13 protein-coding genes and 1 riboswitch are annotated in these 14,866 nt (G+C 71.0%); of the genes, 10 read left to right on the top strand and 3 right to left on the bottom strand.

Annotated elements, in window-relative coordinates; translation table 11 throughout:
• Positions 1 to 80: 80 nt before the first annotated feature.
• Complete coding sequence (locus OVA15_RS06750) at positions 81 to 854, bottom strand: hypothetical protein (RefSeq protein WP_053447697.1); 774 nt, start codon at positions 852 to 854, stop codon at positions 81 to 83.
• 304 nt (positions 855 to 1,158) lie between these two features.
• Between OVA15_RS06750 and gatC the strand changes: the two genes are divergently transcribed.
• The 4 genes from gatC (at position 1,159) to OVA15_RS06730 (ending at position 5,479) form a co-directional block, all read left to right on the top strand.
• Positions 1,159 to 1,455, top strand: a complete 297-nt coding sequence (gene gatC, locus OVA15_RS06745) for an Asp-tRNA(Asn)/Glu-tRNA(Gln) amidotransferase subunit GatC (RefSeq protein ID WP_006215007.1) — start codon at positions 1,159 to 1,161, stop codon at positions 1,453 to 1,455.
• Between the two features lie 6 nt (positions 1,456 to 1,461).
• On the top strand, positions 1,462 to 3,063 hold the full coding sequence (gatA, locus tag OVA15_RS06740; RefSeq protein WP_268143925.1) for an Asp-tRNA(Asn)/Glu-tRNA(Gln) amidotransferase subunit GatA: 1,602 nt from the start codon (positions 1,462 to 1,464) through the stop codon (positions 3,061 to 3,063).
• Positions 3,060 to 4,559: an Asp-tRNA(Asn)/Glu-tRNA(Gln) amidotransferase subunit GatB gene (gatB, locus tag OVA15_RS06735; protein WP_268143923.1), complete on the top strand. Its 1,500-nt coding sequence runs from the start codon at positions 3,060 to 3,062 to the stop codon at positions 4,557 to 4,559. Before gatA ends, gatB begins: the two co-directional genes overlap by 4 nt.
• 107 nt (positions 4,560 to 4,666) lie before the next feature.
• Positions 4,667 to 5,479: a CPBP family glutamic-type intramembrane protease gene (locus tag OVA15_RS06730; protein ID WP_058871702.1), complete on the top strand. Its 813-nt coding sequence runs from the start codon at positions 4,667 to 4,669 to the stop codon at positions 5,477 to 5,479.
• Between the two features lie 19 nt (positions 5,480 to 5,498).
• On the opposite strand, the gene OVA15_RS06725 is transcribed toward OVA15_RS06730, so the two are convergent.
• Positions 5,499 to 7,676 (bottom strand): S9 family peptidase, encoded by a 2,178-nt coding sequence (locus OVA15_RS06725; protein WP_268143920.1) that lies wholly within the window; start codon positions 7,674 to 7,676, stop codon positions 5,499 to 5,501.
• Between the two features lie 72 nt (positions 7,677 to 7,748).
• On the opposite strand from OVA15_RS06725, the gene OVA15_RS06720 reads away from it, so the two are divergent.
• From OVA15_RS06720 to OVA15_RS06700, 5 genes are all read left to right on the top strand, one after another.
• Complete coding sequence (locus OVA15_RS06720; protein ID WP_268143919.1) at positions 7,749 to 8,525, top strand: CPBP family intramembrane glutamic endopeptidase; 777 nt, start codon at positions 7,749 to 7,751, stop codon at positions 8,523 to 8,525.
• A gap of 68 nt (positions 8,526 to 8,593) precedes the next feature.
• Positions 8,594 to 8,708, top strand: a riboswitch (SAM riboswitch).
• Positions 8,709 to 8,775: 67 nt separating this feature from the next.
• Positions 8,776 to 10,137, top strand: a complete 1,362-nt coding sequence (locus OVA15_RS06715) for a bifunctional o-acetylhomoserine/o-acetylserine sulfhydrylase (RefSeq protein WP_268143917.1) — start codon at positions 8,776 to 8,778, stop codon at positions 10,135 to 10,137.
• 1 nt (position 10,138) lies between these two features.
• Entirely contained in the window at positions 10,139 to 11,320 is a 1,182-nt protein-coding gene (gene metX / locus OVA15_RS06710; protein ID WP_024290103.1) for a homoserine O-acetyltransferase MetX, read from the top strand.
• Between the two features lie 758 nt (positions 11,321 to 12,078).
• The gene (locus OVA15_RS06705) at positions 12,079 to 12,618 is read left to right on the top strand and encodes an endonuclease domain-containing protein (RefSeq protein ID WP_268143915.1); all 540 of its coding nucleotides are present in this window, start codon (positions 12,079 to 12,081) and stop codon (positions 12,616 to 12,618) included.
• Between the two features lie 162 nt (positions 12,619 to 12,780).
• Positions 12,781 to 13,416 carry an alpha/beta hydrolase gene (locus OVA15_RS06700; protein WP_024290105.1) on the top strand — a complete coding sequence of 212 codons (636 nt, stop codon included), beginning with the start codon at positions 12,781 to 12,783 and terminating at the stop codon, positions 13,414 to 13,416.
• A 17-nt stretch (positions 13,417 to 13,433) separates the two neighbouring features.
• Here OVA15_RS06700 and OVA15_RS06695 read toward each other — a convergent pair whose 3' ends face one another.
• On the bottom strand, positions 13,434 to 13,670 hold the full coding sequence (locus OVA15_RS06695; protein WP_053447689.1) for an RNA-binding S4 domain-containing protein: 237 nt from the start codon (positions 13,668 to 13,670) through the stop codon (positions 13,434 to 13,436).
• A gap of 75 nt (positions 13,671 to 13,745) precedes the next feature.
• Between OVA15_RS06695 and OVA15_RS06690 the strand changes: the two genes are divergently transcribed.
• Positions 13,746 to 14,810 (top strand): DMT family transporter, encoded by a 1,065-nt coding sequence (locus OVA15_RS06690; protein WP_268143912.1) that lies wholly within the window; start codon positions 13,746 to 13,748, stop codon positions 14,808 to 14,810.
• Positions 14,811 to 14,866: the final 56 nt, after the last annotated feature.

The raw sequence follows: 14,866 nt of genomic DNA, 5'->3' as shown, positions 1-14,866 counted from the left end.
AGCCGTCGGCGTGCCGATCGAGGAGATCACGCGCGCGGGCCTCTCGATGCGGGCGACCTGCCGGAGGAGGCTGGCGGTGCTCAGTCCTGCGGGTCGCCCGATGCCGAGGGGGTGGTGCCCTCAGCAGGCTCGGTCTGCGAAGCGCTCTCGGAGGACTCGGGCTGAGCAACGTCCGCGGAAGCCTCGGGCTGCGAGGCGGCACGGGAGGACTCGGAGCGAGACGCACCCTCGGAAGGGCGGGGCCGACGCAGGAGGGAAGCCTCGCGCTGCTCCACGGTCGGGTCCTCGAGCTCGGTGGACTTGGCGCCGCCGCGGCCGCCGATCCTGTAGCCCTGGACCAGAGTGAGGCTGACGCCGTCGCGGTGCTCGATCTCGATCACCAGCGCAGGAGCCCCGGAGCGATCCGGGAGTGTGGCCGGCAGGGCGAGTGCTGCGCCCAGCAGCTCCGGGGCCTTCTCGAGAGCCATGGCGCGCAGGGCGGCCTCGGGATCGTCGGAGTGGTGCAGCTCGGTGAGCTCGGCGGCATCCTCGGGCTCGAGCTCGTCGACGGTGGCGCCCTCCTCGGCGGGCTCGATGCTGTCCAGCTCGAACTCCCCGTCGCGGCGCGCGGTGATGAGGAAGGCGGGGAACGCGCCGAAGTCCTCCAGCTGCTGCAGGGCCACGGTCTGCACATGGGCGGCCATCTGATCGACGGTGTCGGCGGTCGCCTCGGAGACGCCCTGGCGCCAGGCGTTCGCCGCGTCCTGCGAGGGCGTGCGCGCTCCGGGGGAGGGGCGCGTCCCCGCTCGGGCTGCTGCCTTGGCGCGGCGCGCTGCCCCGCGGTCCTTCTTCGGCTTGCCGTCCTTCTTGGCCATGCGGGCCTCCTTCCGCCCTTCAGGGGCAGGTGGTGCGGTGCCCCGGCGATGGGGGCGTCTGTCGTCTGCCTCCAGGGTAGGCGTCGTCGGCATCCCGACGGTGCTACTCGGTGGTCGGGGCCGGGCGCGGCCGCTCCGGTCGGAGCCGGGGCTGTCCGGGTCGGCGGATAGGATGGGCCCCGCTGGCCCCGTCGTCGAGCCTCTGCCGGTCCGTGCCACCGGCAGGATCGCTCCGCGGGCCTCATCGAGCATCACGAGCACGGTGAACACCGAAGACAGCAACACCGAAGAACAAGGAGCGTGCATGTCCGCGATCAGTCGCGATGAGGTCGCCCATCTGGCAGACCTCGCGCATATCGAGATGTCGGAGGATGAGCTGCAGTCGCTGGCCGGCGAGCTCGGCCAGATCGTGCAGTCGGTCGCCTCCGTCAGCGAGGTCGCCGGGGACGACGTCCCCGCCACGAGCCACCCCCTGCCCCTGCGCAATGTGATGCGCGAGGACGTCGTGGGGCAGACGCTCAGCGCGGAAGAGGCCCTGTCGGGCGCACCGGACGCGGAGGACGGGCAGTTCAAGGTCCCGGCCATCCTGGATGAGGACTGAGGCGATATGAGCGAGAACATCATCGAACTGTCCGCGGCCGAGCTCGCGCAGAAGCTGCAGGCCGGTGAGGTCACCTCGGTGCAGGCCGTGCAGGCGCACCTGGACCGCATCGCGGCCACCGACGGCGCTGCCGCGCAGGAGCGCAGCCACGGCAAGGCCGGTCTCAACGCCTTCCTGCACCTCAATGCGGAGGAGGCCCTCGAGGTCGCCGCCGACGTGGATCGGGATCGCGCCGAGGGCAAGCAGCTGCCGCCGCTGGCCGGCGTGCCGATCGCGGTCAAAGACCTCATCGTGACCAAGGGCCAGCCCACCACGGCGGCCTCGCGCATGCTCGAGGGCTGGATGAGCCCCTACGACGGCACCGTCACCGAGAAGCTGCGCGCGGCGCGCATGCCGATCCTCGGCAAGACCAACCTCGACGAGTTCGCCATGGGCTCCACCACGGAGCACTCGGCCTTCGGCCCTACCCGCAACCCGTGGGATCTCAGCCGCATCCCGGGCGGTTCGGGCGGCGGCTCGGCTGCGGCTGTCACTGCGTTCCAGGCCCCGCTCGCTCTGGGGACGGACACCGGCGGCTCCATCCGCCAGCCGGCCGCCGTGACCGGATCGGTCGGCGTGAAGCCCACCTACGGGTCGGTCTCGCGTTACGGCGTGATCGCCATGGCCTCGTCGCTGGACCAGGTCGGCCCGTGCGCGCGCACCGTGCTGGATGCGGCCATGCTGCACGAGGTCGTCGGCGGCCATGACCCCAAGGACTCGACCTCGCTGAGCGATCCGGCCGAGGGCTTCGTCGAGGCCGCACGGGCAGGTGCTGCCGAGGGCGGGCTGAAGGGCCTGCGCGTGGGCGTGCTCAAGGAGCTGACCGGCGAGGGCTTCCAGCCCGGCGTCGAGCAGCGCTTCCGCGAGGCCGTCGAGGCACTGGAGAAGGCAGGGGCGAGCGTCGTCGAGATCGAGACGCCGAACTTCAAGTACGCCCTGGGCGCCTACTACCTGATCATGTCCTCGGAGGTCTCCTCCAACCTGGCCAAGTACGACGGTGTCCGGTTCGGCCAGCGCGCCCTGCCCAAGGACGGGCACGTGACCATCGAGCGCGTCATGTCCGCCACGCGCGCGGAGAACTTCGGCGCGGAGGTCAAGCGCCGCACGATCCTGGGCACCTACGCCCTGTCGGCCGGCTACTACGACGACGCCTACTACGGCTCGGCGCAGAAGGTCCGCACGCTCGTGCAGCGCGATCTGGACGCGGCGTTCGAGCAGGTCGACGTCCTCGTCTCGCCCACCGCTCCCACCACGGCGTTCCCGCTGGGCTCGGTCGACGAGCAGGCCGATCCCATGCAGATGTACCTCAACGACATCGCCACGATCCCCACCAACCTGGCGGGCGTCCCGGCGATCTCGATCCCGGCGGGCCTCTCGCCCGAGGACGGGATGCCGGTCGGCTTCCAGTTCATGGCCCCCGCTCGTGAGGACGCGCGCCTCTACCGCGCGGCCGCCGGTCTGGAGCGGCTGATGGAGGAGGCGAACGGAGGCCCGATCTGGAAGGACCTGCCGGACGTCGTCGAAGCCGTGGCCAAGCTGTCGGAGACCACTGAGGGAGGCGCCAAGTGAGCGATCAGATCCTGTCCTTCGAGGAGGCCATGGAGGACTTCGACCCCGTGCTCGGGTTCGAGGTCCACGTGGAGCTCAACACCGCGACCAAGATGTTCGACTGGGCGCCGAACACCTTCGGCGACGAGCCGAATACCAACACCACGCCCGTCTCGCTGGGACTGCCCGGCGTGCTGCCCGTGGTCAACGGCAAGGCCGTGGAGTACGCGATCAAGCTCGGGCTCGCCCTGGGCTGCCAGATCGCCCCGGTCTCGCACTTCGCCCGGAAGAACTACTTCTACCCGGACACGCCCAAGAACTTCCAGACCTCCCAGTACGACGAGCCCATCGCCTTCGACGGCCAGCTCACCGTCGAGCTGGAGGACGGCACGCCGTTCACCATCGAGATCGAGCGGGCCCACATGGAGGAGGACGCCGGCAAGCTGACCCACAAGGGCGGTGCCGGTCGCATCCAGGGCGCGGAGTTCTCGCTGGTCGACTACAACCGCGCTGGCGTGCCGCTGGTCGAGATCGTGACCCGCCCGATCGTCGGAGCCGGGGACCGCGCTCCGGAGCTCGGCAAGGCCTACGTCAAGGCGATCCGCGAGATCGTGAAGAACCTCGACATCTCGGATGCCCGCATGGAGCGCGGCAACGTGCGCTGCGATGCCAACGTCTCCCTGATGCCCAAGGGCACCACCGAGTTCGGCACGCGCTCGGAGACCAAGAACGTGAACTCCCTGCGCGCGGTCGAGCGCGCCGTGCGCTACGAGATCCAGCGCCATGCCGCGGTGCTCAAGGCCGGCGAGAAGATCGTCCAGGAGACCCGTCACTGGCACGAGGACACGCGCTCGACCACCTCGGGCCGTCCCAAGTCGGACGCCGATGACTACCGCTACTTCCCCGAGCCGGACCTGGTGCCCGTGTGCCCGGATCCCGCCTGGGTGGAGCAGCTGCGGGCCTCGCTGCCGGAGCCCCCGGCCCAGCGCCGCGCGCGTCTGAAGGAGGAGTGGGGCTACTCGGACGAGGAGTTCCGCGACGTCGTCAACGCAGGCGTGACCGAGGAGATCGCCGCCACCATCGAGGCCGGCGCCTCCAAGGCAGCTGCCCGCAAGTGGTGGATGGGCGAGATCGCCCGCCTGGCCAACAACGCGGGCGTGGAGACCGCGGATCTGGGGATCACCCCGGAGCACGTGGCCGAGGTCGAGTCGCTGATCGGCGAGAAGACCATCAACGACAAGATCGCCAAGCAGGTCCTGGGCCACGTGGCCGAGGGCGAGGGCACCCCGGCGCAGATCGTGGAGGCCCGTGGCCTGGCCGTGGTCTCCGACGAGGGCGTGCTGATCTCCGCGATCGACGACGCCATGGCGCAGATGCCGGACGTCGTCGAGAAGGTCAAGGGCGGCAAGGTCCAGGCCGTGGGCGCTCTGATCGGCCCGGTCATGAAGGCCACCAAGGGCCAGGCGGACGCCGGCCGCGTCCGCGAGCTGATCCTGGAGAAGCTCGGGGTCTCCTGAGCCGTCTCGTGAAGGTCGATCGCGCCCGGGAGCCATGCTTCCGGGCGCGATCTGCACTCCGGCCCGGGTCGGCATTCCCGGCCCGACGACACCCTGAAGGAGCACACATGACCACCATCTGGAACTACCGCGGCGACGACCGGGCCCTGTGGGCGGTGATCGCCGCGATCGTCGGCTCCTATGTGCTGGCCATGCGCCTGGCGCGGTGGGATGCCACCTGGCAGTGGGTTCCGCTCGCCCTGCCGGTCGCGGTGCTGCTCATCTGGTTCTTCCTGGCCGAGGCGGGTGTGCGTGATCTGGGGTTCCCCGCGCCCAGGGATCGGGGCAGCGCCGCAGCCGGGCCGCTGGGCGGGGCGAGCGCGCTCGTGATCGGCGCTGCGCTCGGTGGCGCCGGGGCGGCGGTCCTGCCGCTGCTCCAGGGCGGCCAGCCCGAGCTGCTGGGCCAGGCGGCGGTCTCGAGGCTCGGCGGACCGGCGGTGGCCGCTGTGCTGGCTGCGGTCGCTGCGGCGGCGCTGGAGATCGTGTTCCGCGGTGCGCTGCTCCGGCTGGCGATCGCACGGTGGTCGTCAGGCACTGCGATCACGGTCTCGGTCCTGCTGGCGGTGCTCGGGCTTCTGCCCGTCATGCTCACGCGCAGCGCAGGCACCTGGTCCTGGCTAGCGGCCTCGGCGTGCGCGGTGGCGGTGCTGAGCCTGACGCTGGCCTGGGCTGCCGTGCGCACCAGGTCGCTGTGGATGCCCCTGGGCTGGGCGGCGGGACTCGCAGGAACGGGCGCCGCCGTGCTGCAGGGCTGGCCTGCTCAGGCCCTCGGGGCATGGGCCGCCGCCGGCGCCGCTGCCGCTGCCGGTCTCCTGCTGATCCCCGCGGTCCTGGTGCTCGAGCGGGTGCGGCCCTCCGGCTCAGAACGCCGGGCGGCGTGAACGGGCGGATTCCTTCGGCTCAGGCCAGCCCCAGGCGCTCCAGGGCCCAGGCGTCCTCCCACGCGTTGTCGTGCCACTGCTGATAGCGCCCCGAGGCTCCGCCGTGGCCGCCGGCCATCTCGATGCGCATGAGGATCTGCTCGCGCTTGTCCGGGTTCTCGTGACGCAGGGCCGCCACCCACTTGGCGGGCTCCACGTAGAGCACGCGGGTGTCGTGCAGCGAGGTCACGGCCAGGATCGGCGGGTAGTCCCTGGCGGAGACGTTCTCGTACGGGGAATAGGCCTTCATGGTTCGGTAGACCTCCGCGGAGTCGAGGGGATTGCCCCATTCCTCCCATTCGAGCGCGGTCAGCGGCAGCTCGGGCATGAGCATGGAGGTCAGCGGGTCCACGAACGGCACCGCGGCCACCGCACCGCAGTACAGCTCGGGGGCCAGGTTCAGCACAGCGCCGACCAGGAGTCCGCCGGCTGAGCCGCCCATCAGCACGACCCGGTCGGCGTTGATGTCCGAGCGCGCGCCCAGGTGCCGGGTCGCCGCGACGACGTCTGTGAAGGTGCGCCGCTTGTGCTCCTTCTTGCCGGACTCGTACCACTGCCGCCCGAGCTCGCCGCCGCCGCGCACGTGGGCGATGGCCCAGACCGCACCGCGGTCCAGCAGCGAGATCCGCGAGTACGAGAACGACGGATCCATGCTGATCTCGTACGAGCCGTAGGCGTAGACCACCGCGGGTGCCGGCTGCGCGGCGTCCCGGCGGCGGATGAGGGTGATCGGGATCCGCGTGCCGTCCTCGGCCTGGGCCCAGTCGCGCTCCACGCTGTAGTCGGCAGCCGAGTAGTCGCCCAGCACCGGCTGCTCGCGGCGCAGGACCGGATCGGGCAGCTCGGTCCCCGGCGCATCCAGGATGAGGTCGAAGACGCGCCGCGGGATCACGAAGGACTCGGCGGTGAAGCGCAGGACGGGGGAGTCCGGCTCAGCGGCGGTGAGGGAGACAGCCGTGAGCTCGCCGGGCACCTCGAGGACATGGGGCTCGGCCTGGCTCTCCGTGCCGAGTCCCTTCAGCGGCAGGATGCGCAGCCCCGGCAGGATGTCCTCGCGGACCTCGAGAACCAGGTGATGCTGTGTGGCGGCGAAGCCCAGCACGCGCAGTCCCTCCCTGGGTGCCACGATGTCGATGCCGGGCGGGAATCCGTCGCCGGGCAGTTCCGCCGACTCGCCGGGCAGGTCCGACAGCTCGATCAGGCTCAGGCGTCCATCCGGAGCCTGGCGATCGTGCTGGAGCAGGACGACGTCCCGGCCGTCGATCCGCACGGGCTCCGCCGAGGCGAGAACGCCGGCCCCGCGCGGCACGACCACCTGTGGGGCCTGCTCGCCGGCCTCCTCGATGCGCAGGATCGAGACCTCCGAGTACTCCGAGCACCCGGCCTCGAGCACGAGCCAGCGCCGGTCCGAGGAGAGCTCGGCCCCCAGCCACAGGCCGGGGTCGTCCTCCTGGGCGATGGTGATGTCCTGCTCGAGCGGGGTCCCGAGCACATGGCGGCGCAGGCGCCACGGCCGCCAGGTGTCGTCGACCTCGGTGTAGAAGACGGCGTCTCCGGCGGGGGAGAGGAAGGCGCCGTAGGAGGTCTCCGGGATCTCGTCGTCGAGCGTCCGGTCGGCTGCGAAGTCGTGGACGCGCACCGTGAAGCGCTCATCCCCGGTGGTGTCCTCGGCCCAGGCCATCCGGGTGCCGTCGTGGGTGATGTCGAAGGCGCCCAGCGACCAGAACTCGTGCGGCTGCGCGCGGGCGTTGCCGTCCAGGAGGGTCTGCTCGCCGGGCAGGGACTGACCTGCCACGATCTGCGGCGGCTCCCACCCCTCCTCAGCAGCCGGGACGCGGCACTGCACCGAGTGCTCCCCGCCCTCCACGGTGCGCGTGAAGTACCACCAGTCGCCGCGCCGCCACGGCACCGACAGGTCCGTCTCCTGCACGCGGGTCCGGACCTCCTGGAAGAGCCGCTCGCGCAGCGGGGCCAGCCGGGCGGTGGCGGACTCGGCGTAGGCGGTCTCGGCCTCCAGATGCGCGATGACCTCCGGGGACTCCTTGTCCCGCAGCCACTCGTACGGGTCCAGGAAGGCATCGCCGTGGAACTCGCGGACGTGGTCGCGACGCACGGCCGACGGGGGAGCGAGCGGAAAATCCGAGTTCTGGGAGGTCATGGCGCCCATCGTAAGAACCGGCGCCGACAGCATAGGCCGCTGCCGTCGTGCCCCTGGCCCACAATGGAGCCCATGACCGAACAGCGCTCCCAGGCCCCAGCCCAGCCGTCGTTCGGCTCCCAGAGAGCCGATCTGTGGCTGCAGATCCTGCTCGTGCTGGGCGTCTCGCTGGGGGCCAGCGCCCTCTGGTCGCTCCTCGACCTCGCCGAGACGCTGTCCACCAGCTCGATCGCCGAGTCGAAGGCCTCCATGAACGCGGCGCAGAGCGGCTTCCCCCTGTTCGACGTCCTGCGCCGCAGCCTCGGGATCCTCTTGGCTCTGGTCCCGCCGCTGCTGGCGCTCTATCTGCTGGCGGGCTCGGCCGGTCAGCTGCGCGGGCTGCTGCACCGGATCGGCCTGGACCGCCGGGCCCCGCTGGCGGATCTGGGGCTGGGGGCGCTGCTCTTCGCCGTCATGGGCCTGGGCACCCTGGCGCTGTACCAGGCGGGCCGCCAGCTCGGGATCACCGCCGAGATCGTCACCAACGCGGGCGGGACCTCCTGGTGGGAGGTGATCCTGCTGCTGGCCTCGGCGCTGCGACACTCGCTCGTGGAGGAGATCATCGTCGTCGTGTTCCTGGCCGATCGCCTGCTGCGCGTGGGATGGACGTGGCCGGCCGTGCTGATCGGCTCGGCCCTTCTGCGCGGCAGCTACCACCTGTACCAGGGCGTCGGTCCGGCGCTGGGCAACGTGGTGATGGGACTGGTGTTCCTGTGGCTCTACCGCCGCACCGGACGCGTGATGCCGCTGATCATCGCCCACTTCCTGCTGGACGCCGTCGGCTTCCTGGCCGGACCCCTGCTGTTCTGACGGAGGGCTCCACAGACCACGGAACCCTGGTTTGCGCCGGAGCCGTGCTCGTCCGAGAATGGGAACCAGGTCACGAGAGCCAGCGACAAGCCCCAGCTAGCTGGCCGGCAACCCTCCTTCCGCGGTGGGGTGCCCTGGGTGAGGACCGGGCCGGTCGCGCACGCGGCACGGCAAGCGCGGGTCACGGCACCCGGTCCGACGGGTGCGTCGGACCTCGGTCCGCGGCCCTGGAAGACAAGGAGTCGCCGACATGTCCGCACAGCAGCCCACCCCCTCCGCACCGCAGGGCTGGAGCTTCGAGACCCGTCAGATCCACGCCGGTCAGGAGCCCGATCCCGTCACCGGCGCCCGCGCGCTGCCGATCCAGCAGACCACCTCGTACGTCTTCCCGGACGCCGAGACCGCAGCCGGTCGCTTCGGGCTCAGCCAGGTCGGGCCCATCTACACCCGACTGACCAACCCCACCACCGAGGTCGTCGAGAACCGCGTCGCCTCCCTGGAGGGCGGGACCGCAGCTGTCATGGTCGCCTCCGGTCAGGCCGCCACCACCTACGCGATCCTCAACGTGGCCGGGGCCGGCGATCACATCGTGGCCAGCCCGTCGCTGTACGGAGGGTCGTTCAACCTGTTCAAGCACACGCTGTCCCGGCTCGGGATCGAGACCACTTTCGTCTCCGATCCGGACGATCCCCAGGCCTGGCGCGACGCCGTGCGGCCCAACACGAAGGCCTTCTACGCGGAGTCCATCCCGAACCCCCGCAACGACGTCCTGGACCTGGAGACGGTCTCCGCGATCGCCCACGAGTCAGAGGTCCCGCTGATGGTCGACAACACCATCGCGACCCCGTACCTGCTGCGGCCGTTCGAGCACGGCGCGGACGTGGTGATCCACTCCGCCACCAAGTTCCTCGGCGGGCACGGAACCTCGGTCGGCGGGTTCATCGTGGACTCCGGGCGCTTCGACTACACCCGCTATCCGGATCGCTTCCCGGGCTTCACGGAGCCGGACGAGTCCTATCACGGCCTCGTGTTCGGCGAGGTCTTCGGGGAGAACGGGCCGTTCGGGGCCAACGTGTCTTTCGCGTTCAAGATCCGCACGCAGCTGCTGCGCGACATGGGCGCTGCCATCTCCCCGTTCAACGCCTTCCTGATCGAGCAGGGCATCGAGACGCTGTCGCTGCGCATGGAGCGCCACGTCGCCAACGCTCAGACGGTCGCCACCTGGCTGGAGGCCCACGAGGGCGTCGAAGCCGTGTCCTACGCCGGGCTCGAGTCCTCTCCGTGGCACGAGCGTGCGCAGAAGTACGTCCCCGGCGGCGCAGGTTCGATCCTCGGCTTCGTGCTCGACGGCGGCTCGGAGGCCGGCCAGGCCTTCGTGGACGCGCTGAGCCTGCACTCGAACGTCGCGAACATCGGTGACGTCCGCTCGCTGGTCATCCACCCGGCCTCCACCACGCACGCTCAGCTCTCCCCGGAGGAGCAGCTGGCCGCCGGCGTCGCCCCGGGGTTCGTGCGGCTGTCCGTGGGACTGGAGCACATCGACGACATCCTCGCGGACCTGGAGCTCGGTTTCGCCGCGGTCAAGGCGCGCGGCGCAGGGGGATCGGTCTGAGGTGACCGCCATCCAGAGCACGACCGCGCGCTCGCAGCAGCCCTTCCGCACCGAGGGGCTGCTGCGCCGCGCCCGCATCGGCGACCTCGGGCTGGAATCCGGGGCCGTGCTGCCCGATGTCGAGCTGGCATACGAGACCTGGGGCGAGCTCGACGACCGCGCCTCCAACGCGGTGCTCGTCCCGCATGCGCTGACCGGGGACACCCATGTCACGCGCGGACGGGTCGCCGAGGACGCCACCTCCTTCGACCGTGTCTCCGCCGAGGCACCGGGCTGGTGGGACGGACTGGTCGGGCCCGGGCGGGCGATCGACACCGACCGCTTCTTCGTGGTCGCCATCAACATGCTCGGGGGCTGCTACGGCTCCACTGGTCCGTCGACTCTGATCCCGGAGGACAGCCCGCGGGCCGGTCTTCCGTGGGGATCGGACTTCCCCGCGGTGACGATCCGCGACTCGGTGCGCGCCGAGCAGCGCCTGGCCGAGCAGCTGGGCATCGCGTCCTGGCGGCTGGTCGTCGGCGGTTCCATGGGCGGTGCGCGGGCTCTCGAGTGGGCCGCCACGTTCCCCGAGCAGGTGCGCGCCTGTGCGGTGATCGCCTCGACCGCCGCCTCGAGCGCCGAGCAGATCGCATGGGGCCAGGCGCAGCGCCTGGCGATCCGCAACGACCCCGACTTCCGCGGCGGCGACTACTACGACGGCGTCATCCCCTCCGTGGGCCTCGGAATCGCACGGCGGATCGCGCACACCACCTACCGCGCGGCACCGGACCTCAACGCGCGCTTCGGCAATGCGGCGCAGGCCGGCGAGGATCCGGGGGCGCCGCTGCCGGGGCGCCGTCGGGGCCGGTATGCGATCGAGAGCTACCTGGATCATCAGGCCGCCAAGCTCGTGGGCCGCTTCGACGCCAACTCCTACCTGGTGCTCAACGACGCCCTCATGGGCCACGACGTCGGCCGCGGCCGCGGCGGCGTCAGGCAGGCGCTCGCGGCCACCACCTGCGACTGGCTCGTGGCCTCGGTCGACTCGGATCGGCTCTACCTGCCCTCGGAGTCCGAGGACCTCGCCCGGCTTCTGCCCGGCGACGTCCCCCACCGCACCATACGCTCCGGGGCCGGGCACGACGGCTTCCTGATCGAGCACGAGCAGATCGGCGAGCTGGTCCGAGCCGCCTTCCTCTCCTGAGGGGGCCCTACCGAAGCGACCCATCGACCCTCCTCGCCGCCGAGGGGACCCATTCGTCACGATTCACGCCGGATTAGACGTCCGATGCGTCCCGTCGGCGATCCCGTGCGCCCTGTGCGTCCCCTCGGCGTACTGGGCGCACGAGATCCCCGGTCCACACGGAATCCCGGACAACGGAGATCCGAAGTACGGAGTTCATGCCTCCACAGACGCCCTTTCGGGCACTGGACCGGGGCGACGACGGCGGGGAGCGGATCCGTTCGCATCGGTCGGCGCCGTGATCCGCTGCACTGTCTGCCATGCCGAGACCACGTCACAGTCCACCTGCCTGCCTGCAGGGCCGCGTCTTCACGACCGCCGAGGCTGAAGCGGCAGGCGTCGCGAAGCGTCATCTGTCGGGGAGGCAGTACTGCTCCTGGGGCAAGGGCCTGTGGTCCTGCGCCGATTCGCGCCCTGACCCCCGCACCAGATCCGGTCTGCTGAGGATCCTCCCGGCTCTGCAGCAGGAAGGCTGGGCAGCCAGCCACACGACGGCCGCCATCCTCCACGACTTCCGGCTCCCCGGCAGGCTCGGGCATGTCGGCGGCATCCATCTGTGCTCCTCGACAGGATCAAGGCCTCGAGGACGCGGCGTTGTCGGGCACCGGAGTCAGTTCCATGCCGAGGATCTCTGGACCGACGGATCGGTCCGCCTCACGTCCCCGGCCCGAACACTGCTGGACCTGGCCGCATCGACAGACGCCCGCGGTCGGCACGTCATGACTCACCAGCAGCTCGTGGCCGTCATCGACGGTGTGATCTGCGAGCACCGCACGGGCATCAGCCGGGGCGTGCCGGCGCTTCGCAGCCAGAGAGACCTCAGCAACGATCTCGAGCGGTTCGAGAGCCATCGCGGCGTCCGCAGGGTGCGCCAGGCCCTGCTGCGCGCGGTCGTCGGAGTGGACTCGCCGCTGGAGACCTATACGCGGCTCGTGCTGGAGGACCATCGCTTCACCGGGTGGGAGGCTGATGTCGAGATCCGATCCCCGGGTGGCCGTCGGGTCCACCCTGACCTCGCGGATCGCAGGCACCGGCTGGCCGTGCAGGTCGACGGTGCGGTCCACGAGGACCCCCGGCAGCGACTTCGGGATGTGGAGCGGCAGCGGGCTACGGAAGCGGCCGGATGGACGGAGCTGCGTGTGGTGCACACGGATCTCGACGTCGTGGATCCGACGGATCCTGGATGCGAGCCAAGGATCGTCACCCTGGTGCGGGCACATCGGCAAGCGGTCCGGGCGCGGGAGCTCGCAGGGCCCTGACGAGCCGCCGCCCGAGTGCGAGATCTCGTGAAGGGACGCGTGCGACACGATTCAGGCGCGGGAAGACGTTCGTTGCGTCCCCTCAGCGGCAGTTCCTCCGCGCGGGAGCGAGAGGAGCGACGGAAGCGGGGCGTGCTGCGCGCGGATGCCATGATGGTCGGCATGAGCGAGAACCCCGTCGTGATGTGGAACCGTGACCCCGCCGAGTCCCCGGAGGCGCCCCTGCTGGTGCTCTTCCACGGCTACGGCTCGAACGAGCAGGACCTCATGGGCCTGGTGCCGCAGCTGCCGCAGGATTTCGTGGTGGCCTCGGTGCGCGCCCCGCTGGCCCAGCCTCCCGGCTACAGCTGGTTCCCGCTCTACGACGAGGAGGCCTTCGGCCCCGATGCCATCCGCGCCGCGGTCGAGCCGCTCGTGGGATGGCTGCGGGAGCAGGCCGAGGGGCGTCCGTCGACCACGCTGCTGGGGTTCTCCCAGGGCATGTCGATCGCCACGTCGCTGGTGCGGGCCATGCCGAGCGAGATCACTGCGGTCATCGGGCTGTCGGGCTTCGTGGTGCCGGAGCCGCTGGAGATCTTCCGCGACGACGAGCTGAAGGAGAAGCCCTTCAAGCTCTTCTGGGGCCGCGACCCGCAGGACCCCATCGTCAACGACCAGCTGGTGGACATGACCGCCGAGTGGCTCGTGGAGCATGCGGACACCATGAAGGTCCACTACCAGGGCATCGGCCACAGCGTCTCGCCGCAGGAGATCGGGCACGTCAATGAGTACCTGACCCGCATGGTCCTGGGACGCTGAGCCAGGCCGGGGCCCGTTCAGCCCTCGGCGCGGATGACCAGCGAGGTCCCGTTGTAAGTGATGACGTCGCCGTCGTGCAGCTGTCGGCCGCGGCGGGTCTCGATGTCGTGGTTGACCTGGACCATGCCCTCCTCGACGGCGGTGCGCGCCATGGCGCCGTCCTCGACCAGGCTGCCGAGCTTGAGGGCCTGGCCCAGTCGGATCATCTCGTCGCGGATGGGCAGCTCTTCGGGGGTGCTTCCGGTGGTGGTCATGGCTCCATTGTGGCCCACCGAGGCCATGAGCCCAGCTCGGGGAGGACCGGAAGGGCCCGGGAGTAGCCTGATCCGGTGCCCACCTCAGAACCCCTCCCCGAGAATGCCGACCAGCCCGAGGACCCGCAGCCGCCCCAGGATGTCGTGATGGCCCCGGCGCAGACCCACAGTCCCGTCACGGTGCTGATCGCCCAGATCGCAGCCGTGCTCGCAGGCGGCGCCATGGCCGTCCAGTCGCGCGTCAACGGCGAGCTGGGCGCGCGCACCGGGGACTCCGTGGCCGCAGGCCTCACCGGCTTCTCCGTGGGCTTCGCGATCGTGCTGCTGGGCACCGCGCTGATCCCCGCCGGACGGCGCGGCCTCATCACGGCGCTGGGCGCCTTCCGGGCCCGACGCCTGCCCGCGATCTTCCTGCTCTCCGGCGTCTTCGGCGCGTTCCTGGTGGTGGTGCAGACCGTGACCACGCCGATGGTGGGCGTCTCGGTGTTCATCCTGGGCATGGTCGTGGGCCAGTCCGTCGGCGGGCTCGGGGTGGATCGTGCGGGCATCGGCCCCGGAGGCATGAAGCCGCTGACCGGCTGGCGCCTGCTGGGCACGGCGATCATCGTGGTCGCGGTGCTGATCGCGCAGCTGCCCCACCTGGGCGGCGAGGAGGGAGCTCCTCAGCGCAGCATGGCGGTGGTCCTGGCGCTGCTGCTCCTGCCGGTGCTGGCCGGGCTCGGCTCCGCCCTGCAGACGGCCTTCAACGGGCGGATCGGGGCGGAGGCCGGGACGCCGATCACCCCGACCGTGCTGAATTTCGCCGAGGGCGTGCTGGCGCTGATCGTCGCCACGGTGATCCACCGGCTCACCGCTGACCTGCCGCCGTGGCACTTCCCCTCCGAATGGTGGCTCTACCTGGGCGGCGTGTGCGGCGTGCTGTTCGTGGCGGCAGGAGCGGTGCTCTCGCGGATCATCGGGATCCTGCGCACGAGCCTGTCCCTGACCGCCGGGATGCTCACCGGCGCGCTGCTGCTGGATCTTCTCGTGCCGACCAGCGGCGCGGTGGTCGCCCCGCTGACGGTGCTGGGGACGGCGCTGACCTTCGCGGGCCTCGTCGTCGTGTCCCTGCCCTGGAAGCGGCGGGCGAGCACCGCCTGAGACGACGACGGCCGCCGCGCTCGTCAGGGAGCGCGGCGGCCGACGTGAGCGGTCGG

The organism is Kocuria sp. SL71 (assembly GCF_026672465.1).
Taxonomy (GTDB): domain Bacteria; phylum Actinomycetota; class Actinomycetes; order Actinomycetales; family Micrococcaceae; genus Kocuria; species Kocuria palustris.
Note: the sequence above shows the minus strand (reverse complement) of the source record. Positions and strands in the feature narration are given on the sequence as shown.